The sequence below is a fragment of the Streptomyces sp. NBC_01003 genome (assembly GCF_045162695.1).
In the GTDB taxonomy this organism is placed as follows: domain Bacteria; phylum Actinomycetota; class Actinomycetes; order Streptomycetales; family Streptomycetaceae; genus Streptomyces.
In genome coordinates this window covers 3,550,125-3,573,870 of sequence record NZ_CP108707.1, presented here as the reverse complement: position 1 = coordinate 3,573,870, position 23,746 = coordinate 3,550,125, and the positions used below count along the sequence as shown (strand labels likewise).

Below are 23,746 nucleotides of genomic sequence, written 5' to 3'. Positions count from 1 at the left end.
GCCGGGTTATCCACAACGCGTGAGTAGTGCACCAAGATCCACTTCTTCGGCGTCCATGCCTCAGCGTGGGCGTCGGAGGTGGTGCCGACATGAACGCGTCCAAGGCACGCAGCGCACTCGGAAAGTACGGCGAGGAGCTGGCCGCACGGCGGCTGGCCGAGTCCGGAATGACGGTCATCGAGCGCAACTGGCGCGCGGGCAGGACCGGTGAGATCGACATCGTCGCCCGGGAGGGCGACGCGCTCGTCGTCTGCGAGGTGAAGACCCGCAGGGCGGGCGGCCCCGCCGGGTCCTTCGAGCATCCGATGGCCGGGGTCACCCCCGTCAAGGCCCAGCGGCTGCGCGACCTGGCGGAGCGCTGGGTTCAGGAACACGGGGGAGCGCCACCCGGCGGCGTACGCATTGATCTGGTCGGGGTCCTTCTGCCGGAGCGCGGCGCCCCCGTCGTCGAGCACGCACGGGGTGTGGCCTGATGGGATTCGCGCGCACATGCTCCGTGGCCCTCGTCGGGGTCGAGGGGGTGGTCGTCGAGGTCCAGGCCGACCTGGAGCCCGGGGTCGCCGCTTTCACGCTGGTCGGACTGCCCGACAAGAGCCTGTCCGAGAGCCGCGACCGGGTCAGGGCGGCGGTCGTCAACTCCGGCGGAGAGTGGCCGCAGAAGAAACTCACGGTGGGGCTCAGCCCGGCGTCCGTGCCGAAGAGCGGCAGCGGATTTGACTTGGCCATCGCCAGCGCCGTGCTGGGAGCGGCCGAGCGGATCGACCCGAGAGTCCTCTCCGAGGTCGTGATGATCGGCGAGCTGGGACTCGACGGCCGCGTACGGCCCGTTCGCGGGGTGCTCCCGGCCGTCCTCGCGGCGGCCGACGCGGGCTACGAACAGGTCGTGGTGCCGGAGTGCTCGGCCGGCGAGGCCGCGCTCGTCCCGGGCGTCTCCGTCCTCGGCGTACGGAGCCTGCGGCAGCTCGTCGCGGTCCTGACGGACGAGCCGGTCCCGGACGAGCCGCCCGACGAGACCGGACGCCCCGACCCGATGCTCGCGGGCCTGAGCATCCCGGGCCAGGGCCTTGGCGTGGGTCTCGCCGGGATGCCGCACGACGCCCACATCCTCGATCTGGCCGATGTCGTCGGCCAACGCGCCGCACGCACGGCGATCGAGGTCGCCGCCGCCGGGGCCCACCACGTCCTCCTCCAGGGACCGCCCGGTGCCGGAAAGACCATGCTCGCCGAGCGGCTGCCGCTGGTCATGCCACCGCTCACCCGCGAGGAAGCCCTCGAAGTGACGGCCATCCACTCGGTGGCGGGCATGCTGCCGCCGGGCAAACCGATGGTCGACACCGCCCCCTACTGCGCGCCGCACCACTCGGCGACGATGCAGTCTCTCGTCGGCGGCGGACAGGGGATGCCGCGGCCGGGCGCCGTGTCGTTGTCCCACAGAGGGGTGCTTTTTCTTGACGAGGCGCCGGAATTCAGCGGCCAGGCACTCGACGCGCTGCGCCAGCCGCTGGAGTCGGGCCACGTGGTCATCGCCCGTAGTGCCGGGGTGGTGCGCCTGCCCGCCCGCTTCCTGATGGCCCTGGCCGCCAATCCGTGCCCGTGCGGCAACCACTCGCTCGTGGGTGGCGGCTGCGAGTGCCCGCCGGCTGCGGTCCGCCGCTATCAGGCGCGCCTTTCCGGGCCGCTGCTCGACCGGGTCGACCTCAAGGTGGACGTGGAGCCCGTCACGCGTGCGGAGCTGACCGGGAGCGGCGCGCAGGGCGAGACCACCGCCGTCGTCCGCGAGCGGGTGCGGGCAGCCCGCGAGAGGGGCGCGGCACGGCTCGCGGACACGCCCTGGCGGACGAACAGCGAGGTGCCTGGGCACGCGCTGCGCACTCGGTGGCCCGCCGCGCCGGGGGCCATGGACGATGTCGAGACCGATCTGGAACGCGGCTTCCTGACCGCCCGGGGCGTCGATCGTGTGCTGCGGGTGGCGTGGACTGTCGCGGACCTCTGCGGCCGGGACCGGCCGCGCGCACAGGACGTGGCGCTCGCCCTTCAGCTGCGCACCGGGATCTCGCGCGGTGTGGCCATGGCCCTCGGGAGGTCGGCATGAGCGGAGCGGAGATCTCCGACGGGATCCGGCTCGCGAGGGCCGCCCTCACCAGGATCGTCGAGCCCGGCGACGAGACGGCGGGGCGGTGGCTGAGGGAGTTCGGGGCGGTGGAGGTCGCGCGGCGCATCGTCGAGGGCGGGGAGCCGCTGCCCGGGGTGAGCGAGGGCCGCTGGGCGGGGCTGCGGGCCAGAGCGGCCGACGTGCTGCCCGAGCGTGACCTGGAACTGGCGGCGGGCGCGGGCGCGCGGATCGTGTGTCCCGGGGACGCGGAGTGGCCGGCCCAGCTGGACGATCTCGGCGACGCGCGGCCCGTCGCCCTATGGGTGCGGGGGCGGCCGTCCCTGCGGATATGGGCGCTGCGGTCCGTCGGCGTCGTGGGGGCGCGGGCCTGCACGGACTACGGGGCACGGGTGGCGGCGAGCCTCGGTGCGGGGCTCGCGGAGCGCGGCAGCGTCGTCGTGTCGGGCGGGGCGTACGGGGTGGACGCGGCCGCCCATCGCGGGACCCTCGGCGCGAGCGGTGCCACCGTGGCGGTCCTAGCCTGCGGGGTCGACCGGCCCTATCCGCGCGGCCACGTCCAGTTGATCGAGCGGATCGCGGAACAGGGGCTCGTCATCGCGGAGTTGCCGCCCGGTGATCATCCGACGCGGAGCAGATTCATCCTCCGTAACCGCGTGATCGCCGCGCTCACCCGGGGGACCGTCGTCGTGGAGGCCGCCTATCGCAGCGGTGCTCTCGGTACGGCGCGGTGGGCGCAGCGCCTCGGCCGTCACACGATGGGGGTTCCTGGGCCGGTCACGAGTACCAGCTCCGAAGGGGTGCACGAACTGCTGCGCGGGGAAGCGGTTCTCGTCACCGACGCGGCGGAAGTCATGGAGCTGGTCGGGGACATGGGGGACCTCGCCCCGGCGCGGCGCGGACCCGTACTGCCGCACGACCTGCTCGCGCCGGGTGCCGCGGCGGTCCTGGCGGCGCTGCCCGCCGGCGGAACTGTCGGGGCGGGGGACATCGCCCGGGCTGCGGGCACCGGAGTCGATGACGCGATCGGGAGGTTGTACGAACTGCGCTCACTGGGGTTCGTCGAACGACACAGCGATGGCTGGCAGTTGACACGCCAGGCGATCCAGCCTGTCTTGCCGGAAGGAGATGATCGGTGACGGAGGGTGTTGCGCCGTCCGGATGACGGCCGAACCCCTTGGCATTACGGGGCGTTGGCGTTTCGGCCCGGTCACGTACAGCGACGGATGTGACCCCGCAAGTCGCCCAACGGAACGTATCTGCGCACGTGCGATCCAATAGCCTTCGCACACTGCGACACTCCAGTCACGCTACGCTCACCAGGATTCCGGCTCGTTCGGTTCAATCCGGAATCAGCCTGGCAACGAAGAGCAACCACGATCAGATGGGCAACCAAGCATCAGACAGGTAACTCGGGATCTTTACCATCAGTCCGGCGCCAGGCGCACAAATCCCCAGTTCACGGCAGAACGGCACAAGGCGACGAATGCCCCAGCACACCTCCGGGTCTGACCGGGCTGCGGTTCCACCCGCTGCCCGTGGCAGCGTGCGGCCTCCTGCTCCCTCGTCGCTCGAGGAGCTGTGGAGGTCGTACAAGACGACGGGCGACGGGCGATTGCGCGAGCAGCTCATCCTGCATTACTCGCCGCTGGTCAAGTACGTCGCGGGCCGCGTCAGCGTCGGGCTGCCGCCCAATGTCGAACAGGCCGACTTCGTGTCCTCGGGGGTCTTCGGACTGATCGACGCGATCGAGAAATTCGACATCGAGCGCGAGATCAAGTTCGAGACATACGCGATCACCCGGATCCGCGGCGCCATGATCGACGAACTCCGGGCGCTCGACTGGATTCCGCGCTCCGTGCGACAGAAGGCGCGCAACGTCGAGCGGGCCTACGCCACACTCGAGGCGCAGCTGCGGCGGACTCCGTCGGAGAGCGAGGTGGCCGCAGAGCTCGGCATCAGGGTCGAGGAACTGCACGCGGTCTTCAGCCAGTTGTCCCTCGCGAACGTGGTGGCCCTGGAAGAGCTGCTGCACGCCGGTGGCGAGAGCGGCGACCGGCTCAGCCTGATGGACACGCTCGAGGACCACGCCGCCGACAACCCGGTCGAAGTCGCCGAGGACCGGGAGCTGCGGCGGTATCTGGCGCGAGCGATCAACACGCTGCCGGAGCGCGAGAAGACCGTCGTGACGCTCTACTACTACGAGGGCCTCACCCTCGCGGAGATCGGCAATGTGCTCGGCGTGACCGAGAGCCGCGTCAGTCAGATCCACACCAAGTCCGTCCTCCAGCTCCGCGCGAAGCTGGCCGGCTTCCGGCGCTGACAATGCGGAATCGTCCCTGCCGGGCGGTGCGTGGGGCAGGACGACTCCCGCGGCGCGCCTCCCGTCCGTAAAGTGGTGACGTGCCAAGGATTCGAGCGGCCTCAGTGGCCGAGCACCGGTCGATGCAGCGCGGCGCCCTTCTGGACGCGGCGCGCTCCCTGTTGTCCGAGGGCGGGACGGAGGCGCTGACCTTCCCCGCGCTCGCCGAGCGCACCGGGCTCGCCCGGTCCTCCGTGTACGAGTACTTCCGGTCGCGGGCCGCGGTCGTCGAAGAGCTCTGCGAGGTCGACTTCCCCGTCTGGGCGGCGGAGGTCTCCACGGCGATGGAGCGCGCCGGGACGCCCGAGGGCAAGGTCGAGGCGTATGTGCGGGAGCAGCTCTCGCTGGTGGGCGACCGCCGGCACCGCGCCGTCGTGGCCATCTCGGCGAGCGAACTCGACTCAGGGGCGCGCGAGAAGATCCGTGCCGCCCACGGCGGGCTGGTCGCGATGATCGTCGAGGCGCTCGCCGACATGGGACACACGGAACCGCGCCTCGCGGCGATGCTCCTTCAGGGGGTGGTGGACGCGGCGGTCCGGCGCATCGAACTGGGCGCGGCGGAAGACCCCTCGGCCATCACCGAAGCGGCCGTGAGCATGGCCCTCCGGGGCGTCAGCGGCTGATCCAGGGAGCGAGCCCTAGGGCCTTGCGTTTGGATCACGCCGGGCTCGAGGGGTCTGGGCACCGCACCTCGCGGCGTTGTCGTCGGTCCCCGACTCCCCCCAAGCTCTCGGCTGCGCTAGAGCAGGGGGACCCCATCGCGTCGACTCCCTCCTCCGCCTTGCGATGCACGCTCCCCCGAGCTCTCGGCTGCGCTCGAGCAGAGGGGACTCCCATGACCCCGCTCCCTGATCCGGCCTGATCCAAACGAAAGGCCCTGAGGGGCGGCGGGACCAGCGCAAGCGGGACCGGCCCCGGCGCGGCACCCATCGCCGTACCGGTGTCGGCCGTTGCCCCGTCCGGCAGTAGCGGCGAGAAGGTCCTAGGCGCGCCAGCCATCGCGGCACCTGCACGAATGGCCGACCGGACCGGCAGCAGCGGGACCAGTAACGGCGGGTCGGCCCAGGGCGCGCCACCCATCCCCGCCCTCGCGCCACCCGCCCCCAGCACCGGCAGCAGTCGCGACGGACCCTGGCGCAAGAGCCGGGGTGGCAGTAGGGACAGTGGGTCGAGGTAGGTGTCACCCCGTAGCAAGCCCCAGTGCAGGCAGGACATCGGGCCGCAATGGTTTGTCGCGGGTTCCAGCGCGCCCAGTACCTCGCCCGGCGCTACCCGGGCGCCCTTCTTCACCGATGGCGTCACCGGTTCATACGTAGTCCGTAGGGGTGGATCGCCCGTTCCTGACAGTTCCACCGCCACCACCCCTCTGCCCGCCACGCGGCCCGCGAACGACACCCGGCCCCGTGCCACCGCTCTGACCGAGGCGCCGACCGGCGCGGCCAGGTCCACGCCGCGGTGGCCCGCCCCGTACTCCGTCGCCGGCGGGGCCCAGCCCCGTACGATCGGGGGCCGCGTCCCCACCGGCCAGGCGGCGCCCACGGCCGGTACCGGCGGGGGCGGCACGAGGCCCGCCAGCGCCGCGGTCATCGTCAGCATCAGCATCAGTCGCATGCACTGAACGGTCCCGTCCCGACGCGATCCGCGGGGATCATGGACCGGAACTGTGGACTACCGACCGGTTGTGGACAGCGGCGTCACCCGGCACCTCGCGGGTCCCGTACACTTCTGATGGCGATCGGGGTCACCCGATCGACTTCGCACGCCCCAACACCAGGTCATTCGTGACGGTGTCCGCGCTCCTCGGTCCCTCGTGGCACAGCGCGCGGGGCGTCAGGCGCGACAGCAATCCTGCGGTCGCGGCAACCGAGAACCCAAGGAGTACGGCCATGGCCGTCGTCACGATGCGGGAGCTGCTGGAAAGCGGCGTCCACTTCGGTCACCAGACCCGTCGCTGGAACCCGAAGATGAAGCGCTTCATCTTCACCGAGCGCAACGGCATCTACATCATCGACCTGCTCCAGTCGCTGTCGTACATCGACCGCGCCTACGAGTTCGTCAAGGAGACCGTCGCCCACGGCGGCACGGTCATGTTCGTCGGTACGAAGAAGCAGGCGCAGGAGGCGATCGCCGAGCAGGCGACCCGCGTCGGCATGCCCTACGTCAACCAGCGCTGGCTGGGCGGCATGCTCACCAACTTCTCGACCGTCTACAAGCGTCTGCAGCGCCTCAAGGAGCTTGAGCAGATCGACTTCGAGGATGTGGCCGCGTCCGGCCTCACCAAGAAGGAGCTGCTCGTCCTCTCCCGCGAGAAGGCCAAGCTGGAGAAGACCCTCGGCGGTATCCGCGAGATGTCCAAGGTGCCCAGCGCCGTCTGGATCGTGGACACCAAGAAGGAGCACATCGCGGTCGGTGAGGCCCGGAAGCTCAACATCCCGGTCGTCGCCATCCTCGACACCAACTGCGACCCCGACGAGGTCGACTACAAGATCCCGGGCAACGACGACGCGATCCGCTCCGTCACCCTGCTCACCCGCGTGATCGCCGACGCCGTCGCCGAGGGCCTCATCGCCCGCTCCGGTGCCGCCACTGGCGACCAGAAGCCGGGCGAGAAGGCCGCGGGCGAGCCGCTCGCCGAGTGGGAGCGCGACCTGCTCGAGGGCGAGAAGAAGGCCGACGAGAAGCCGGCCGCCGAGGCTGAGGTCCAGACCTCCGCCGAGACGGAGAAGGTCGCCGACGCCGAGGCCGAGGTCGTCACCGAGGTCGTCACCGAGGTTGTCGCCGAGGCTCCGGCCGCGGACGCCGAGCAGGCCTGAACCTCACCGGTTCGGTAGTTGACGGCGGGGGCCGAGTCGGCCCCCGCCGTTCACCCGTAGATCTTTCAGACTTCGAGAGAGAATTTCAGATCATGGCGAACTACACCGCCGCTGACGTCAAGAAGCTCCGCGAGCTCACGGGCGCCGGCATGATGGACTGCAAGAAGGCGCTCGACGAGGCCGACGGCAGCGTCGACAAGGCCGTCGAGGCCCTGCGCATCAAGGGCCAGAAGGGCGTCGCCAAGCGCGAGGGCCGCTCCGCCGAGAACGGCGCTGTCGTCTCCCTCATCGCCGACGACAACACCTCCGGTGTCATCCTCGAGCTGAAGTGCGAGACGGACTTCGTCGCCAAGGGTGAGAAGTTCCAGGCCGTCGCGAACTCCCTCGCCGCCCACGCCGCCAAGACGAACCCGGCCGACATCGCGGCGCTCCTCGCGTCCGAGATCGAGCCCGGCAAGACCGTCCAGGCGTACGTCGACGAGGCCAACGCCAACCTCGGCGAGAAGATCGTCCTCGACCGCTTCGCGCAGTTCTCCGGCGCCTACGTCACCGCGTACATGCACCGCACCATGCCCGACCTGCCCCCGCAGATCGGTGTTCTGGTCGAGCTGGACAAGGCCGACGCCGACCTCGCCAAGGGCATCGCGCAGCACATCGCCGCCTTCGCGCCGAAGTACCTCTCCCGTGAGGACGTCCCGGCCGAGGTCGTCGAGTCCGAGCGTCGCGTCGCCGAGGAGACCACGCGCGCCGAGGGCAAGCCCGAGGCCGCTCTCCCGAAGATCGTCGAGGGTCGTGTCAACGGCTTCTTCAAGGAGGCCACCCTCCTCGGCCAGCCGTACGCGCTGGACAACAAGAAGTCCGTGCAGAAGGTCCTGGACGAGGCCGGTGTCACCCTGAAGCGCTTCTCGCGCATCAAGGTCGGCATCTGAGTCCGTACCGCGACAGCCGGAAGACACCGCTAGGGTCGACGAGATCCCAGTAGGGTCGACAGCAGTCTCCCGCGTACGCCGCCACGCGCGCGTCCGCGCCGGGCGACCGCAGATGTGACGAGGAGGCCATTGCCGAGTATGGGATGCGAACAACACCCCACCGGCAGTGGCCTTCTTTGTATGTGTGCCAAGTAAAGAGGCGAGATCACCATGACCACCACCAAGGCCGACAAGGGCGACAAGAGCGACGACGGCAAAGGCGCGGGGCGCTTTTTGCTGAAGCTGTCCGGCGAGGCGTTCGCCGGTGGCGGGGGTCTGGGCGTCGACCCCGACGTGGTGCACAAGATCGCCCGTGAGATCGCGGCCGTCGTGCGCGACGGCGCGCAGATCGCCGTCGTCATCGGCGGCGGCAACTTCTTCCGCGGCGCCGAGCTCCAGCAGCGCGGCATGGACCGGGCCCGCTCCGACTACATGGGCATGCTCGGCACCGTCATGAACTGCCTCGCACTCCAGGACTTCCTGGAGAAGGAGGGCATCGACAGCCGCGTGCAGACCGCCATCACCATGGGGCAGGTCGCCGAGCCGTACATCCCGCTGCGCGCCGTGCGCCACCTGGAGAAGGGCCGCGTCGTCATCTTCGGCGCCGGTATGGGCATGCCGTACTTCTCCACCGACACGACCGCCGCCCAGCGCGCCCTGGAGATCGACGCCGAGGCGCTGCTCATGGGCAAGAACGGGGTGGACGGGGTCTACGACTCCGACCCGAAGACCAACCCCGAGGCCGTGAAGTTCGACGCGCTCAGCTATGGCGAGGTCATCACCCGCGACCTCAAGGTCGCCGACATGACCGCGATCACCCTGTGCCGCGACAACAAGCTGCCCATCCTCGTCTTCGAACTGCTCGCCGAGGGCAATATCGCGCGAGCGGTCAAGGGTGAGAAGATCGGCACGCTCGTGGGCGACCACGGAACGCGGGCCTGACACGACCCCCCGCCAGGGGATGGACAATGTCCTGCCGGTCGGACACCGTGCAGGAAAGACACACGACGCAGCCGGCCGCCCTGGGCGCATGCCGGGCCTCACTCAAGACACGCAGGAGCAAGTGGTGATCGAAGAGACCCTCCTCGAGGCCGAGGAGAAGATGGAGAAGGCCGTCGTGGTCGCCAAGGAGGACTTCGCCGCGATCCGCACCGGCCGTGCGCACCCGGCGATGTTCAACAAGATCGTGGCGGATTACTACGGCGCGCTGACCCCGATCAACCAGCTGGCCTCGTTCTCCGTGCCCGAGCCGCGGATGGCCGTGGTGACCCCGTTCGACAAGAGCGCGCTGCGCAACATCGAGCAGGCGATCCGCGACTCGGACCTCGGCGTCAACCCGAGCAACGACGGCAACATCATTCGTGTGACGTTCCCGGAGCTGACCCAGGACCGCCGCAAGGAGTACATCAAGGTCGCCAAGACCAAGGCCGAGGACTCCAAGATCTCGATCCGCTCCATCCGCCGCAAGGCCAAGGAGACGATCGACAAGCTCGTCAAGGACGGCGAGGTCGGCGAGGACGAGGGCCGCCGCGCCGAGAAGGAGCTCGACGACACCACCGCGAAGTACGTCGCCCAGGTGGACGAGCTGCTCAAGCACAAGGAAGCCGAGCTGCTCGAGGTCTGAGGAATTCCGTGAACGACTCTTCCTGGGGAGCGCCGACCGGAGCCGGGTACTGGGGGCTGCCCGACCAGGGGCCCTCCCAGGGGGCTTCCCCGGCGGGTCCCGCGTACGAACAGCATGCGGTTGAGGAGACTCGGCCCATGCCCATCGTGCCCGAAATACCCGAGGTACCCGCCGGTGGTCGTGACCAGGACGACGATCGGGGGGCTGCTCGGCCGAGCGGTCCCCTGTTCCGCGACGAGTCGCAGGGCGGGAGCCGGCACGAGGACCCTCGCGGGGGGCAGCACGAACCGCAGCATCAGACACAGCACGAACCGCAGCATCAGACACAGAATCAGACGCACCGCCCGACGCAGCACCAGACGCCGTATGTGACGCCGCACGAGGCGCAGCACGAGAGCCGGCAGGAGCCCATGCCAAGCGCCGCACAGCCCGCCCCCGCACCGCCGAAGAAGAGCGCGGGCCGTGACCTCGGGGCCGCCATAGGAGTCGGGGTGGGGCTCGGCGCGGTGATCGTCGCGTCGCTCTTCATCGTCAAGGCCGTGTTCATCGGCGTGATAGCGGTGGCCGTCGTCGTCGGCCTCTGGGAGCTCACCTCGCGGCTCGAGGAGCGCAAGGGCATCAAGGCGCCGCTCGTGCCGCTCGCGATCGGCGGCGCGGCGATGGTCGTCGCCGGATATGTCCGAGGCACCGAGGGCGCCTGGGTGGCGATGGCGCTCACCGCGCTCGCGGTCCTGGTCTGGCGCATGACGGAGCCCCCCGAGGGCTACCTCAGGGACGTCACGGCCGGTGTCTTCGCAGCGTTCTACGTGCCGTTCCTCGCGACCTTCGTGGCGCTCATGCTCACCGCGGACGACGGGCCGCAGCGCGTCCTGACGTTCCTGCTGCTGACGGTCGTCAGCGACACCGGCGCGTACGCGATCGGCTGGCGCTTCGGCAAGCACAAGCTCGCCCCGCGCATCAGCCCCGGCAAGACCCGTGAGGGGCTGGTCGGCGCGGTGACGTTCGCGATGGCCGCCGGCGCGCTGTGCATGCAGTTCCTGATCGACGACGGTGCCTGGTGGCAGGGCCTGCTGCTCGGGCTCGCGGTCGCGGCCAGCGCCACGCTCGGCGACCTCGGCGAGTCGATGATCAAGCGCGACCTGGGGATCAAGGACATGGGCACGCTCCTCCCCGGGCACGGCGGGATCATGGACCGCCTCGACTCCCTGCTCCCGACGGCGCCGGTGGTCTGGCTGCTCCTGGTGATCTTCGTCGGAGCCGGCTGACCGGCCCGATCATCCCGGCTGACCTGAGCGGATTCAGGTGACGGGCTCGTTGTCCACAGGGCGGCGGGCCCGTTGTCGTATGCCTGCGACACCAGAAGGGTCATGCCTGAGACGGTGTCTCACGTGGCGCGGATCGCCCGCCCCGGAGTCGAGTCCGGCGAACGGCTCGGCCGCCATCGGTGGAAGATCGAGCGGTCGATCTCCTGGCTGTTCGGATATCGCCCGCTGACCGTCCGATGCGAACGCAAGGTCTCGCACTTCCTTGCCTTCGTCGGCCTCGCTGCAGCCCTGACCTGCTACAAGAATCTCCCGAAAATGAAATCGGGCGGCGGGGGCCGCACCGGTCTCCCGCCGCCCGAACGTGATCGCTGGTTGGGATCGGGGCCATTGGTCAGGCCCGGGTCGCCGGTGCCTGCAATTCCGTCACTCAGTCGTCAGCGTTCTCGCGGCACTCCAGGTTGACCTCGCGGGGGTAACCGTTCGACCGGTAGCCGTTGACGTCAGTCCAGCAGGCCGGGATCCGGGTGGTGGGGAGCGCTGTGTCCATCGAACCGCGGCTGGTCAATCGCGTTCGGCCTCCCCATCTCGGGCCCGGCGGCGAAGCTCTACGCGCGCCGCGGGGCTGAGGGGGTAGGCCGCCAAGCGCACAGAAAGGCGGTACAAGCGACGCCGCAGGGCGGTGCGGCCGGGCTGCCTGGCCAGTTGCTCGTACGCCGCGGTCCACTCCCGCTGTGTATTCACGACGTCGTCGGGGATGGTGTGGTCCATACCGTCAATTAGATCGCGCGTTCGAATTCCTCTGCAAGCGGACTCGCCTCTTGTCCCATCTCGAACAATCTGGTCCCCCGGCTCGGGCCTGTGTCCTGGGGTGACCGGATGGGTTGAGGCATGAGCGTACCCAGGATCTCGGCTGATCCGGTCCTGGGTGACTGGATGCAGGAAGCTGTCTCAGCTGATCTGGTCAGGTTGCGTCGTTTCGAACTGCCGCCATTCCTGGGCGGCAGTCCTGGCGGAGGCGGGCTGGGGCATGCCCCGGGAGTTCGGGATCAAGTCGGCTCAGTCTGCGTCCGCCAGTACGGAACGCAGTGCTTGCGTGATTGCCGCGTCATCCGCGCCCAGCGTCCGGGCTTCGTCCCGGAATCGCCGGGCCAGGGGCGCGAGTTCCTCAGGAGAAGGGTGCTTGGCCGAAGGGGGCAGGGACGCCACCCGGGTCCCCGCGCCACGCCGGGCGCGGATCAGGCCGGCGCCCTCCAGTTCTCGGTAGGCCCGGGCGACCGTGCCGGCAGCCAGCCCCAGGTCGGACGCCAGCTGCCGGATGGTCGGCAGCCGTTCGTCCTCCGGCAGTCGCCCTGAGGAGATCAGGGCCGCGAGCTGGGCGCGGATCTGCTCGTAGGGCGGGACGGGACTGGCGGTGTCCACCCGCACGGCCGGGCCGGTCACCGCCGGGCCGCCTTCGGCGCGACGACGGTGATCAGGCACCAGATCGCGGTGCTCAGGGAGACCAGGCAGATGGGAAGGAGGGTCCAGGCGGCCACGCCGCCGAGCACGCCGTCGCAGCTCAGTCCGCGCAGCGACCCGGCGGCACTCCACGCGGTGCCGGCCAGGGGAGCGGCGACCAGCAGGCCCCACGCCGCGGTGATGGCCAACGCCCGATCTCGGCGCTCCTGATCATCGCCGGGGCGGCGGGTGATGTGCCGCAGGGCATGACCGCAGGCGCCGGTGCCGAGGGCCAGGGAGGCGAGGGCCGGACCGGCGTAGAAGGACCCGGGCCAGGGACCGTGGGATTCGGTCACGCCGGAGCAGGCCATCCTGAGCACGCGTCCTGCCCGGCCCACGTCGTCGGGGGAGCCGATCGCGGTCGCGGTGACGAGGAGCGCGATGAGCAGGGCTGCCTCGATGAGCAGCAACACCGTCAGCTGGGGCGGAACGTAGTCGCGGATCCGGCGCGGGGTGAGTCCGGCAGTGCGGACGGCGCCTTGAGGACGGGCAGTGATGTATTCGCCGAGCAGTACACCGGCCGCGGCGCAGAGGCCGAACGCGGGTATGGCGATCAGGGCTCCGGTCCCGAGCCCGCCGGAGTTGTCGATCAGGCAGAGGGAGAGGAGGGCGCCGGCGGTCAGGCCGCCGGAGCGTGCGTAGCGGTCCGCGCGGGCGCGGGATGCAGGCGGAACGGTGTCGAGCATGAGGGGACCCCCGATGTGCGCACTTGTATCAAGTCATAGATACAAACTGTAGGTACAAGGTGGCCCACCCGGGATCTTGTGTCAAATGTTCAGTACAAGAAGGTCGGGCAGTACTGCGATCCGTCCCGGACGCGGAAGACGTCGCCCCCATGAGCGACAGCCCGCCTCAAACGCGTTGGCGAACCAGGAACCAGCGAACCAGATCACCTGAGACCGCAAGCAATGCGGACCAGGTCACACGAGACGGGGCTAGGCCATGGGAGACGGGACGCCCCGCTCCGGGGCACCCCGCTCCGGGATACCCCGCTCCGGGACGTCCGGCCTTGCCGAGTCGCTGACCAGGCGTGATCAGACTTCGATGATGCAAACTCGAGTCCGTCAAAGTTCGATGGCCTGCGCTCAAGATGCGATGCACCGGACATTGGCCGAGCGATGAGCCGGAACGGACTCCCGACGATCACTCGGATCGCCCCGGGCTGCCAGTGGGCTCAAGCGTCGCCCACGACAGACGGGTGACCGTGACATGAGTTGCCGATCAGCGTGCCAACCTGCGTGGATGTTTCCGCAGGAGGGGGCGGGTCGGGCCGTCTGCGGGCCGTCGGAGGAGGGCCCACGACGGCCGATGACGGCCAGTGGCGGCCAGTGACGACTACCGCTCATCTCTGTGCGCCCAGGTCACGCAAATGGATCTGCGACACTGGAAGAGTTATGCCTAAGCCCGGAGAACTCACTTTCGTCGCCCCGCGCGGAGCCAAGAAGCCGCCGCGGCACCTCGCCGACCTCTCGCCCGCCGAGCGGAAGGAGGCCGTTGCCGCGATCGGTGAGAAGCCGTTCCGCGCCAAGCAGCTGTCGCAGCACTACTTCTCGCGGTTCGCGCACGACCCCGCGGAGTGGACCGACATCCCCGCCGGCTCGCGCGGCAAGCTGCAGGAGGCGCTGCTTCCGGAGCTGATGACGGTCGTCCGGCATCTGTCGACGGACCAGGACACCACCCGTAAGACCTTGTGGCGGCTCTTCGACGGCACGCTCGTCGAGTCCGTCCTGATGCGCTACCCGGACCGGGTCACCATGTGCATCAGCTCGCAGGCGGGCTGCGGAATGAACTGCCCGTTCTGCGCCACGGGACAGGCCGGCCTCGACCGGAACCTGTCGACGGGCGAGATCGTGCACCAGATCGTCGACGGCATGCGCGCGCTGCGCGACGGCGAGATCCCGGGTGGCCCGGCCCGCCTGAGCAACATCGTCTTCATGGGCATGGGCGAGCCCCTGGCCAACTACAAGCGGGTCGTCGGCGCCATCCGCGCGCTCACCGACCCCGAGCCCGACGGCGTCGGCCTCTCGCAGCGCGGGATCACCGTCTCGACCGTCGGTCTGGTCCCCGCGATGCACCGGCTCGCCGACGAGGGCCTCAAGTGCCGTCTCGCCGTCTCGCTGCACGCCCCCGACGACGAACTGCGCGACACTCTCGTCCCGGTCAACACGCGCTGGAAGGTCCGCGAGGTCCTCGACGCGGCGTGGGAGTACTCCGAGAAGTCGGGCCGCCGCATCTCCATCGAGTACGCGCTCATCCGCGACATCAACGACCAGGCCTGGCGTGGTGACCGGCTCGGCCGCCTGCTCAAGGGCAAGCGGGTCCACGTCAACCTGATCCCGCTGAACCCGACGCCGGGCTCGAAGTGGACGGCCTCGCGCCCCGAGGACGAGAAGGCCTTCGTCGAGGCCATCGCGGCCCACGGGGTCCCGGTCACCGTCCGCGACACCCGTGGCCAGGAGATCGACGGGGCGTGCGGCCAGCTCGCCGCCACCGAGCGGTAACCTGACTGGCGTACGTACATCTTCATATTCCGACAGGGGAGCGCCACAGCGCTGAGAGTGCGGCATCGGCCGCAGACCCTCTGAACCTTGCCCAGGTCATTCTGGGTAGGAAGTTCGGTCGCCACTCAAGCTGTTGCGCCCTGCCCGGGAATCGTCCGCGATCCCGGGCGGGGCCGCGTCTCTTCCTGGACACCCAGGAGGGAACTTAAGTGAGCACCACCATCAAGGCCACGGCCGTCGCCGTGGCGGCCGGTCTCGGACTCGTCACGCTCTCCGCGTGCGGAGGATCAGGGTCCGGCAAGGACTCTGCGGACTCCAAGACCGTCACCCTGGTCAGCCATGACTCGTGGGCCGTCTCCAAGAACGTGCTCAAGGACTTCGAGAAGAGCTCCGGCTACAAGGTCACGGTCCTGAAGGACGGTGACGCGGGCGAGGCCGTCAACAAGGCCATCCTGTCCAAGGACAATCCGCAGGGCGACGTCCTCTTCGGCGTCGACAACACGCTCCTGTCGCGAGCCCTCGACAACGGTCTCTTCCAGCCGTACGAGGCCGAGGGCCTGGACCAGGTCCGCCCCGAGTACCAGCTCGACGGGGACAAGCACCGCGTCACCCCGATCGACACCGGCGACATCTGCGTCAACTACGACAAGAAGTACTTCGCCGATCACAAGCTGACGCCGCCCGCCTCGTTCGACGACCTCGCCAAGCCCGCGTACAAGAACCTGCTGGTCACGGAGAACGTGTCGACGTCGTCGCCCGGCCTCGGCTTCCTGCTGGGCAGCGCGGCGCAGTACGGCGACAACGGGTGGCAGGGCTACTGGAAAAAGCTCAAGGCCAACGGCGTGAAGGTCGTCGACGGCTGGGAGCAGGCGTACAACGAGGAGTTCTCGGGCTCCGCCGGTGGCAGGAAGGCGGGCGGTGACCGGCCGCTCGTCGTGTCGTACGCGTCGTCGCCGCCGGCCGAGGCGATCTACTCGGACCCGCAGCCGAAGACCGCCCCGACCGGGGTCGCGACCGGCACCTGCTTCCGCCAGACCGAGTTCGCCGGCCTGCTGAGCAACGCGAAGAACGAGAAGGGCGGCAAGGCGCTCCTCGACTTCCTGATAGCGAAGCAGTTCCAGCAGGACATGCCGCTGAACATGTTCGTGGACCCGGTGACGAAGGACGCGGCCCTGCCCGCCGACTACGCGAAGTACGACGTCGAGGTCGACGCCCCGAAGACCATGGCGCCGAAGAAGATCGCCGACAACCGTGACGCCTGGGTCAAGTCGTGGACCTCACTCGTACTGAAGTGACGCCCCCCGCAGGGCCTCCGGTGAAGCAACCGGCAAGGCCCCCGGTGAAGCCCTCGGCAAAGTCCCTCAAGGGGCGCGGGAGCGCGGCGCGGCTCGGCCTGATGGCCGTTCCCGTCGCGTTCTTCGCGATCTTCTTCGCCTATCCGGTCGCGGCGATCGTCTCCCGCGGCCTGAAGGCGGGCGGCCACTGGCAGTTGGGGCGGATCGCCGATGTGCTGGGGCAGCCCGACATCCGGCACGTCCTGTGGTTCACGACCTGGCAGGCGCTCGCGTCGACGGCGCTCACGCTGCTGATCGCGCTCCCCGGCGCGTACGTCTTCGCGCGCTTCGAGTTCAGGGGCAAGCAGGTCCTGAGGGCCGCCGTCACCGTGCCGTTCGTGCTGCCGACCGTTGTCGTCGGCACGGCGTTCCTGGCGCTGGTCGGCCGCGGCGGGCTGCTCGACAGCCTGTGGGGCGTACGCCTCGACACCACCGTGTGGGCGATCCTGCTCGCCCATGTCTTCTTCAACTACGCCGTGGTCGTCCGCACCGTCGGCGGACTGTGGTCGCAGCTCGACCCGCGTCAGGAGGAGGCCGCCCGGATGCTGGGCGCCTCCCGCTGGACGGCCTGGCGGAAGGTGACGCTGCCCGCGCTCGGACCGGCCGTCGCGGCCGCCGCACTGATGGTCTTCCTCTTCACGTTCACGTCGTTCGGCGTGGTCCAGATCCTCGGCGGGCCGACCTTCTCCACCCTCGAAGTGGAGATCTACCGGCAGACCGCGCAGATCTTCGACCTCTCCACGGCGGCCGTCCTCACGATCGTGCAGTTCGCCGCCGTCGGGATCATCCTCGCCGTGCACGCCTGGAGCGTGCGCCGCCGGGAGAGCGCGCTGCGCCTCGTCGACGCGGCGCACACCGCCCGGCGCCCGCGCGGCGCGAGCCAGTGGGCGCTGCTCGCCGGGGTGGTCGCCACGGTGGCGGTGCTGATCCTGCTGCCGCTCGGCGTGCTCATCCAGCGCTCGTTCGACGGTCCCGACGGCTTCGGGTTCGCCTACTACAAGGCGCTGACCTCGTCCGACAGCGGCGTGTTCCTGGTGCCTCCGATCGAGGCGATCGGGAACTCCCTCACGTACGCGCTGGCCGCGACCGCCATCGCCGTCGTGATCGGCGGACTCGCCGCCGCGGCCCTGACCCTCCCCCACTCTCGGCTCCGCTCGAGCGGGGGGACCCCCATGGCCGGCCGTCTCGTACGGGGCTTCGACGCGCTCCTCATGCTGCCGCTCGGCGTCTCCGCCGTCACCGTCGGCTTCGGATTCCTGATCACCCTGGACAAGCCGCCCCTCGACCTGCGCGGCGCGTGGATCCTCGTGCCATTGGCCCAGGCCCTCGTCGGGGTGCCCTTCGTCGTGCGCACGATGCTGCCGGTCCTGCGCGCGGTCGACGGGCGGCTGCGCGAGGCCGCCGCCGTCCTCGGCGCCTCGCCGCTGCGGGCCTGGCGGGAGGTCGATCTGCCGATGGTGCGCAGGGCGCTGCTGATCGCGGCCGGGTTCGCGTTCGCCGTGTCGCTCGGCGAGTTCGGGGCGACCGTGTTCATCGCCCGCCCGGACAACCCGACCCTGCCCGTCGCCGTGGCGCGGCTCCTCGGGCGCGCCGGTGACCTCAACTACGGCCAGGCGATGGCCCTTTCGACGATTCTCATGGTGGTGTGCGCGGTGTCGCTGCTGCTGCTCGAACGCATCCGCACGGACCGTACGACGGGGGAGTTCTGATGGCCCTGCTGACTCTGGACGACGCGACCGTGCGGTTCGGTGGCCCGTCCAAAACGGCGCATGCGGCGCTCGACCGGGTCGGTCTGGAGGTCGCCGAGCACGAGATCGTGTGCGTGCTCGGCCCCAGCGGCAGCGGCAAGTCGACGCTGCTGCGGGTCGTGGCCGGGCTTCAGGGACTCGACGGGGGCCGCGTGTTCCTCGACGGCCGCGACCAGGCGGGTGTGCCCGCGCACCGGCGGGGCGTCGGCCTCATGTTCCAGGACCACCAGCTGTTCCCGCAGCGCGACGTGGGCGGCAACGTCGCCTTCGGGCTGCGGATGCACGGCGCCTCCCGCTCCGAACAGCAGCACCGCGTACGGGAGTTGCTGGAGCTTGTCGGCCTTCCCGGAGCCGGGCGGCGCGCCGTCGCCTCGCTGTCCGGCGGCGAGCAGCAGCGCGTGGCTCTCGCCAGGGCGCTCGCTCCCCGCCCTCGTCTGCTCATGCTCGACGAGCCGCTCGGTCAGCTCGACCGCTCGCTGCGGGAGCGCCTGGTCGTCGAACTCAGGGAACTGTTCGGCGAGTTGGGTACGACCGTGCTCGCCGTGACGCACGACCAGGGCGAGGCCTTCGCGCTCGCCGACCGCGTCGTGGTGATGCGCGACGGACGGATCGCCCAGTCCGGTACGCCACTTGAGGTGTGGCAGCACCCTGCCGACGAGTTCGTGGCGCGCTTCCTCGGCTTCGACAACGTGGTGGAGGCCATGGTCGCCGGCGAGGCCGCGGACACGCCGTGGGGCAAGGTCCCCGTCCCCGCGGGCTCCCCGCAGGGCCCGGGCCGGATTCTCGTCAGGCCCGCGGGTGTACGCCTTGTGCCCGCCGCCGAGGCCCAGTTGACGTGCACGGTCACCGCGCGCACCTTCCGCGGCACGCATGTCGCCGTACACCTCCAGGCCAGGGAAGCGCCGCGCCTCGAAGCGGCCTGCGCGCTGCGGGACGCGCCGGAGCCGGGGGGCGAGGTCGGGGTGGCGTTCGACGCGGGCGAAATCGTGGTGCTGGACGGCGCGTCCGCCGCATAGGGTCCGCCGTATGACGGAGACCGCGGCACCCGGACAGCTCACCCATGACCGCTACTGCGACGAAGTCGTGGAGCAGACCGCTCTGTTGGCGGGGCATCTCGCCGGTGCCGACCTCACGGCGACCGTGCCGACCTGCCCCGACTGGACCCTGCGCGACCTCGTCGTGCACCTCGGCGGCGCGCACCGCTGGGTCGAGGCGATCGTACGGACCGGGGCCACCGAGGAGGTCCCCGAGGAGAAGGTGCCGGGCTTCGACGGGCCCGGGAGCGACGACCCGGCCGCGCTCGTGGCCTGGCTCATGGAAGGCGCCGAGCCGACCGCGCGGGCGCTGCGCGCCGCGGGCCCCGACACGCGCCTGTGGACCTGGTCCTGGGATCGCACGACCGCTTTCTGGGCCCGCCGCATGACGCACGAGACGGTGATCCACCGGGCGGACGCGGCGCTCACGGCGCAGACCGCGTACGAGGTGGCGCCCGAGCTCGCCGCCGACGCGATCGACGAGTGGCTGCAGATCGTCGCCCACGCCCAGCAGTTGGACCCGTCCGACAGCGCGGCGGAGCTGCGCGGCGGCGGGCGCAGCCTGCACCTCCACGCCACCGGCACACCGCCCGAGCTGAACGCCGAATGGCTGGTCGAGCTGGGCGAGGACGGCTTCACGTGGCGCCGCGGCCACGAGAAGGCGACCGTCGCTCTGCGGGGACCGCTGACCGACGTACTGCTCGCGTTCTACCGGCGCGCGCCCCTCGACGGCGGACGCGTGGAGGTGCTGGGGGAGCGGAAGCTGCTGGACTCCTGGCTGGAATGGGCGACGTTCGGGTAGCCGAGGCCCGGCTCCGGCAAGCTCACCGAAGAGTTCAGCCGAGCGAAAGCAAAGCCGCGCTCAGCCCAGCTTCGCGAGCGCGTCCGCCGCTTCCTCCACCGTGTCCACCAGCACGATCCGCGCGTCCATCGAGCGTCCCCGGGCCAGGGCCGTGAGCAGCGGCCAGGCCGGCAGGCGCTCCGTCCAGTGGGCGCGGTCGACGAGGACCATGGGGGTGGGCTCGCCCCGGGACTCGTAGTAGTTCGGCGTCGCGTTGTCGAATATCTCCTGGACGGTGCCGGCCGCGCCCGGCAGGAAGACCACGCCCGCGTTCGAGCGGGCCAGGAGGCCGTCCTCGCGGGTGGCGTTCGCGAAGTACTTCGCGACGTGCCCGGCGAAGGCGTTCGGCGGCTCGTGGCCGTAGAACCAGGTCGGGATGCCGACCGAGTCGCCGCCGTCGGGCCAGCGCGAGCGCACCGCGAAGGCGGCCGACGCCCACGCCGTGACCGACGGGGTGAACGAGGGTGCGGCGGACAGGAGGTGGAGCGCCTCGGTCAGCATTCCGTCGTCGAACCGTGCCGCGTACGCGCCCAGGTTCGCCGCCTCCATCGCGCCCGGACCGCCGCCCGTGGCGACGGTGACCCCGGACCTGGCGAGCGTCCTGCCGAGCCGCGCCGCGCCCGCGTACCCGTCCGTGCCGCGCGCCATCGCGTGACCGCCCATGACCCCCACCACCCTTGCCCCGACGAGGAGTTCGTCGAGGGCGTCGGAGACGGAGTCGTCGTGCACGGCCCGCAGCATCGACGCGAAGATGTCGTGGTCGGCCTTGGTCTGCTGGAACCAGTCGTACGCGCGGGCGTCCGGCGTCGACTCGTAGCCGCCCTCCGCGAGACCCGCGAACAGCTCGGCGGGGGAGTACAGATGGCCCCGGTACGGGTCGAAGGGGAGGCCGGGGACCGGCGGGAAGACCAGGGCGCCGGTGGCGCGGATCCGGGCCGCGGCGTCGGGCCCCATCGGACAGCCGAGGAAGACGGCGCCCTCGGCGTCCAGGGTGAGCAGCTCGTTCGTACGCTCCGTCAGGTCGACGGCCTGCACACGGCGCCCGGCGAGTGAGCCGTGCGCGGCGACGACCTCGTCGAACTCGTCGAGTGTCTCGATCTCACGGCCGGCGTCCGTGTGGGGTATCGCGGGCTTGCGCGGGGCGGGTTCAGAGGTCTGCACCCGCCCATGCTAGGCCGCGGTACCTCCGACCATCAGCCCTGGACGGCCGCCGGGTCCATCCACATGATCTCCCAGGTGTGGCCGTCCGGGTCGTCGAAGGCGCGGCCGTACATGAAGCCGTGGTCCTGCTTCTCGCCGGTCTCGGTGCCGCCCGCGGCGATCGCCTTGTCGACGAGCTCGTCGACCTTCTCGCGGCTCTCGGCGCTCAGACACAGCAGCACCTCGGTGCTCTTGGTCGAGTCGACGATCGTCTTCTTCGTGAAGGCGGCGTACTTCTCCTTGGTGAGCAGCATGACCACGATGTGCTCGCTGACCACCACGGAGGCGCAGGTCTCGTCGGAGAACTGCGGGTTGATCGAGTACCCGAGCTCGGTGAAGAACTTCTTCGACGCGTCGAGGTCGTTCACGGCGAGGTTCGGGAAGATCATCTGCTGGTACATGGCGGGTCCGTCTCTTTCGCTCACTGATGTCGGTGCGGCGTCGCTGTGCCGTACGCAGAGTTAGACGGGCCGCCCGCCCGAAACTCATCGCCCGCCGCGCACTTTCCTTCGATCTCCTTCGGGGGCCCGCCAGAGGTGGTGCGGGCCCCGCTCAGCCGGCGAGCGGGAGCGCCGCCAGTTCCGCGACCACCCACGTCAGCGACCCGAACACGGCGAGCAGTGCCGCCGCGCGCAGCCCGGCCGCACCCCGCAGGAGACTCGCGGGGGCGCCGAGCCGGAGCAGGGCGGCCGTGGTGTCGGAGCGGGCGTGCTTGGCCTCGATCGCGGCCGTAAGGAGCGTGGCGACCGTACAGCCCATGACGAGGACGGCACCGAGCGCGGACAGCGGACCGAGGTCGGGCTGACGTCCCGACCAGAGGGTGAGCCCCGCGTACGCGCCGGAGGCCACGGCGCAGACCACGCCCAGGGGGCGGCCGATACGGCGGGCCTCCTCCTGCAGCACCCGGCCCGCCAGGAGCCGCGCCGCTCCGGGCCGCACCGCCTGAAGGGCCCGGCCGCACTGGTACGTGAGCCCGGGACCCGCGAGCGCGAGGCCGAGGGCCGTCAGTGTCCAGCCGGCCAGCACGCCTGCCGGACTGCCGCCCAGACCGCCCGGCATGGGGAACCCCGCGGTGCCCTGCGCTCGGGAGGCATACGTCTCCACGGCGAGGCCCGCGGCCAGCAGGGCCACGCCCCAGGGCAGACCGGTCGGCGCGGGCACCGGGGCGGCGGGATCGCGCGGATCCGGCTGCGGCTCGCCGGCCTTGACTGCGCGCGGGCGCAGCACGACGGCGGAGGCGACGGACGCGGCGAGCGGGACCAGGGCGAGCAGGGTCAGGGTGGCGGCCAGGGGCAGGGGCCGGTCGGCGGCGAGGAGGCCGCGGGCGGCGCCGTCGAGGGGCAGCCCGGAGAGGTCGCCGCGCAGGTGCAGGAAGAACAGCAGCGCCAGCATCGAGCCGAGCGTGCAGGCGACCGCGGTGGAGATCGCCGAGATGAGGGTGAGGCGCGCAGGCCCCAGGCCGACCGCGGACAGGCCGGGACGCGGCCGGGTGCCCGGGTCGGTGCGGGCGACGGCGACGGCTAGGTGGACGGTCGCGGCGATCGGCACCAGGCACCAGGCGAGGCGCAGTACGGATCCGGTGGAGACGTCGGGGTGGCCCATCGCGTAGCCGAGCGTGCACAGCAGGAGGAAACCGGTGCCGGCGGAGGCGGCCGAGACCAGGAGCCTGCGGAGCTGGACGACGGGCTGGCCCCCGCGGGCTAGACGGAGAGCGAGCACGCGGCCCGGCCTTCCGCGTCGGTGCCGCCGGGTACTCCGGGCAGATGGACCGTGTTCACGCGGCGCCCGTCGAGGAGCGACATCGAGCGGTCGGCCAGGGCGGCCACCTCGGTGTCGTGCGTGGCGAGGACGACGGTGATGCCGTGTGAGCGGGACGCGGCCATCAGGGTGCGCAGGACGTGGGCGCGGTCGGCGCGGTGCAGGGGCGCCGTGGGCTCGTCGGCGAAGATCACGGAGGGCGCGGTGACCAGGGCGCGGGCGATGGCGACGCGCTGGCGCTCGGACTGGAGCAGGGCGTGCGGGCGCTTGCGGGCGCACATGCCGATGTCGAGTCGCTCCAGCCACTCCAGGGCGGAGGCCTTGGCGGCGCGGCGGCTGCCGCCGCGCATCATCAGGGCGAGCGCCGTGTTCTCCCAGGCGTTCAGCTCGGGCACGAGGTGCGGCTCGGGGTCGATCCAGGCGAAGCGGTCGCGGCGCAGCCGTTCCCGGACGAGCGGGCCCATGGTGTGCACGGGGGTGCTGTTGAACCAGACCTCGCCCTGCTGGGGCAGGAGCTGGCCGGAGAGGCACTGCAGGAGCGTCGTCTTGCCGCTGCCGCGCGGTCCTGTGACGGCGAGGATCTCGCTCTCGCGGACACCGAGCGAAACGCCGGTGAGCGCGGGCGAGCCGTTGTGGGAGAAGTGCAGGGCACGTGCCCAGAGCACGTCGTTGTCCGGCGGGGCCACCATGG

The 23,746-nt window shown here is 70.7% G+C and carries 21 protein-coding genes, 1 pseudogene and 1 riboswitch; of the genes and pseudogenes, 15 read left to right on the top strand and 7 right to left on the bottom strand.

From position 1 onward, the window contains the following. Positions 1–89 precede the first annotated feature (89 nt). The 5 genes from OG698_RS16250 to OG698_RS16230 all read left to right on the top strand — a co-directional run bounded on the left by OG698_RS16250 (position 90) and on the right by OG698_RS16230 (position 5,095). On the top strand, positions 90–473 hold the full coding sequence (locus tag OG698_RS16250; protein ID WP_100595079.1) for a YraN family protein: 384 nt from the start codon (positions 90–92) through the stop codon (positions 471–473). Continuing rightward, complete coding sequence (locus OG698_RS16245; RefSeq protein WP_406103670.1) at positions 473–2,092, top strand: YifB family Mg chelatase-like AAA ATPase; 1,620 nt, start codon at positions 473–475, stop codon at positions 2,090–2,092. The genes OG698_RS16250 and OG698_RS16245 overlap by 1 nt, the downstream gene beginning before the upstream one ends. Further along, positions 2,089–3,249, top strand: a complete 1,161-nt coding sequence (gene dprA, locus OG698_RS16240) for a DNA-processing protein DprA (protein ID WP_406103669.1) — start codon at positions 2,089–2,091, stop codon at positions 3,247–3,249. Before OG698_RS16245 ends, dprA begins: the two co-directional genes overlap by 4 nt. A 347-nt stretch (positions 3,250–3,596) precedes the next feature. Further along, positions 3,597–4,433, top strand: a complete 837-nt coding sequence (gene whiG / locus OG698_RS16235; RefSeq protein WP_100595082.1) for an RNA polymerase sigma factor WhiG — start codon at positions 3,597–3,599, stop codon at positions 4,431–4,433. A 104-nt stretch (positions 4,434–4,537) separates the two neighbouring features. Further along, positions 4,538–5,095: a helix-turn-helix domain-containing protein gene (locus OG698_RS16230; protein WP_366119838.1), complete on the top strand. Its 558-nt coding sequence runs from the start codon at positions 4,538–4,540 to the stop codon at positions 5,093–5,095. Positions 5,096–5,573: 478 nt separating this feature from the next. Here OG698_RS16230 and OG698_RS16225 read toward each other — a convergent pair. After that, positions 5,574–6,074 (bottom strand): annotated as a pseudogene (locus OG698_RS16225) (peptidoglycan DD-metalloendopeptidase family protein); the annotation flags it as partial. A gap of 284 nt (positions 6,075–6,358) precedes the next feature. Here OG698_RS16225 and rpsB point away from each other — a divergent pair. The 5 genes from rpsB to OG698_RS16200 all read left to right on the top strand — a co-directional run bounded on the left by rpsB (position 6,359) and on the right by OG698_RS16200 (position 11,142). Next, positions 6,359–7,285: a 30S ribosomal protein S2 gene (gene rpsB / locus OG698_RS16220; RefSeq protein WP_398375044.1), complete on the top strand. Its 927-nt coding sequence runs from the start codon at positions 6,359–6,361 to the stop codon at positions 7,283–7,285. Positions 7,286–7,377: 92 nt separating this feature from the next. Further along, on the top strand, positions 7,378–8,214 hold the full coding sequence (gene tsf, locus OG698_RS16215) for a translation elongation factor Ts (protein ID WP_100595085.1): 837 nt from the start codon (positions 7,378–7,380) through the stop codon (positions 8,212–8,214). 210 nt (positions 8,215–8,424) lie between these two features. Then, positions 8,425–9,195: a UMP kinase gene (gene pyrH / locus OG698_RS16210; RefSeq protein WP_100595086.1), complete on the top strand. Its 771-nt coding sequence runs from the start codon at positions 8,425–8,427 to the stop codon at positions 9,193–9,195. 124 nt (positions 9,196–9,319) lie between these two features. Continuing rightward, positions 9,320–9,877, top strand: a complete 558-nt coding sequence (frr, locus tag OG698_RS16205) for a ribosome recycling factor (RefSeq protein ID WP_093780078.1) — start codon at positions 9,320–9,322, stop codon at positions 9,875–9,877. A gap of 8 nt (positions 9,878–9,885) precedes the next feature. Beyond that, complete coding sequence (locus OG698_RS16200; RefSeq protein ID WP_406103668.1) at positions 9,886–11,142, top strand: phosphatidate cytidylyltransferase; 1,257 nt, start codon at positions 9,886–9,888, stop codon at positions 11,140–11,142. A gap of 1,056 nt (positions 11,143–12,198) precedes the next feature. Here OG698_RS16200 and OG698_RS16195 read toward each other — a convergent pair. Then, entirely contained in the window at positions 12,199–12,582 is a 384-nt protein-coding gene (locus tag OG698_RS16195; protein ID WP_406103667.1) for a GntR family transcriptional regulator, read from the bottom strand. After that, positions 12,579–13,325, bottom strand: a complete 747-nt coding sequence (locus OG698_RS16190; RefSeq protein ID WP_406103666.1) for a hypothetical protein — start codon at positions 13,323–13,325, stop codon at positions 12,579–12,581. The genes OG698_RS16195 and OG698_RS16190 overlap by 4 nt, the downstream gene beginning before the upstream one ends. A gap of 708 nt (positions 13,326–14,033) precedes the next feature. Between OG698_RS16190 and rlmN the strand changes: the two genes are divergently transcribed. From rlmN to OG698_RS16165, 5 genes are all read left to right on the top strand, one after another. Next, positions 14,034–15,140 (top strand): 23S rRNA (adenine(2503)-C(2))-methyltransferase RlmN, encoded by a 1,107-nt coding sequence (gene rlmN / locus OG698_RS16185; RefSeq protein WP_326773897.1) that lies wholly within the window; start codon positions 14,034–14,036, stop codon positions 15,138–15,140. A gap of 24 nt (positions 15,141–15,164) precedes the next feature. Continuing rightward, positions 15,165–15,270: riboswitch (TPP riboswitch) on the top strand. 79 nt (positions 15,271–15,349) lie between these two features. Then, entirely contained in the window at positions 15,350–16,435 is a 1,086-nt protein-coding gene (locus OG698_RS16180) for a thiamine ABC transporter substrate binding subunit (protein ID WP_399972132.1), read from the top strand. Between the two features lie 101 nt (positions 16,436–16,536). Further along, the gene (locus OG698_RS16175; protein WP_406111092.1) at positions 16,537–18,183 is read left to right on the top strand and encodes an ABC transporter permease; all 1,647 of its coding nucleotides are present in this window, start codon (positions 16,537–16,539) and stop codon (positions 18,181–18,183) included. After that, positions 18,183–19,238: an ABC transporter ATP-binding protein gene (locus OG698_RS16170; protein ID WP_406103665.1), complete on the top strand. Its 1,056-nt coding sequence runs from the start codon at positions 18,183–18,185 to the stop codon at positions 19,236–19,238. Before OG698_RS16175 ends, OG698_RS16170 begins: the two co-directional genes overlap by 1 nt. A gap of 10 nt (positions 19,239–19,248) precedes the next feature. Beyond that, entirely contained in the window at positions 19,249–20,058 is an 810-nt protein-coding gene (locus OG698_RS16165) for a maleylpyruvate isomerase family mycothiol-dependent enzyme (protein WP_406103664.1), read from the top strand. Between the two features lie 60 nt (positions 20,059–20,118). On the opposite strand, the gene OG698_RS16160 is transcribed toward OG698_RS16165, so the two are convergent. The 4 genes from OG698_RS16160 to OG698_RS16145 form a co-directional block, all read right to left on the bottom strand. After that, positions 20,119–21,258, bottom strand: coding sequence for an LOG family protein (locus tag OG698_RS16160; RefSeq protein ID WP_406103663.1), 1,140 nt, complete (start codon positions 21,256–21,258; stop codon positions 20,119–20,121). Positions 21,259–21,290: 32 nt separating this feature from the next. Continuing rightward, positions 21,291–21,698 carry a VOC family protein gene (locus tag OG698_RS16155; protein ID WP_116509320.1) on the bottom strand — a complete coding sequence of 136 codons (408 nt, stop codon included), beginning with the start codon at positions 21,696–21,698 and terminating at the stop codon, positions 21,291–21,293. Between the two features lie 151 nt (positions 21,699–21,849). Then, positions 21,850–23,016 carry a hypothetical protein gene (locus tag OG698_RS16150; RefSeq protein ID WP_406103662.1) on the bottom strand — a complete coding sequence of 389 codons (1,167 nt, stop codon included), beginning with the start codon at positions 23,014–23,016 and terminating at the stop codon, positions 21,850–21,852. Beyond that, positions 22,998–23,744, bottom strand: a complete 747-nt coding sequence (locus tag OG698_RS16145) for an ABC transporter ATP-binding protein (protein WP_406103661.1) — start codon at positions 23,742–23,744, stop codon at positions 22,998–23,000. The genes OG698_RS16150 and OG698_RS16145 overlap by 19 nt, the downstream gene beginning before the upstream one ends. Positions 23,745–23,746: the final 2 nt, after the last annotated feature.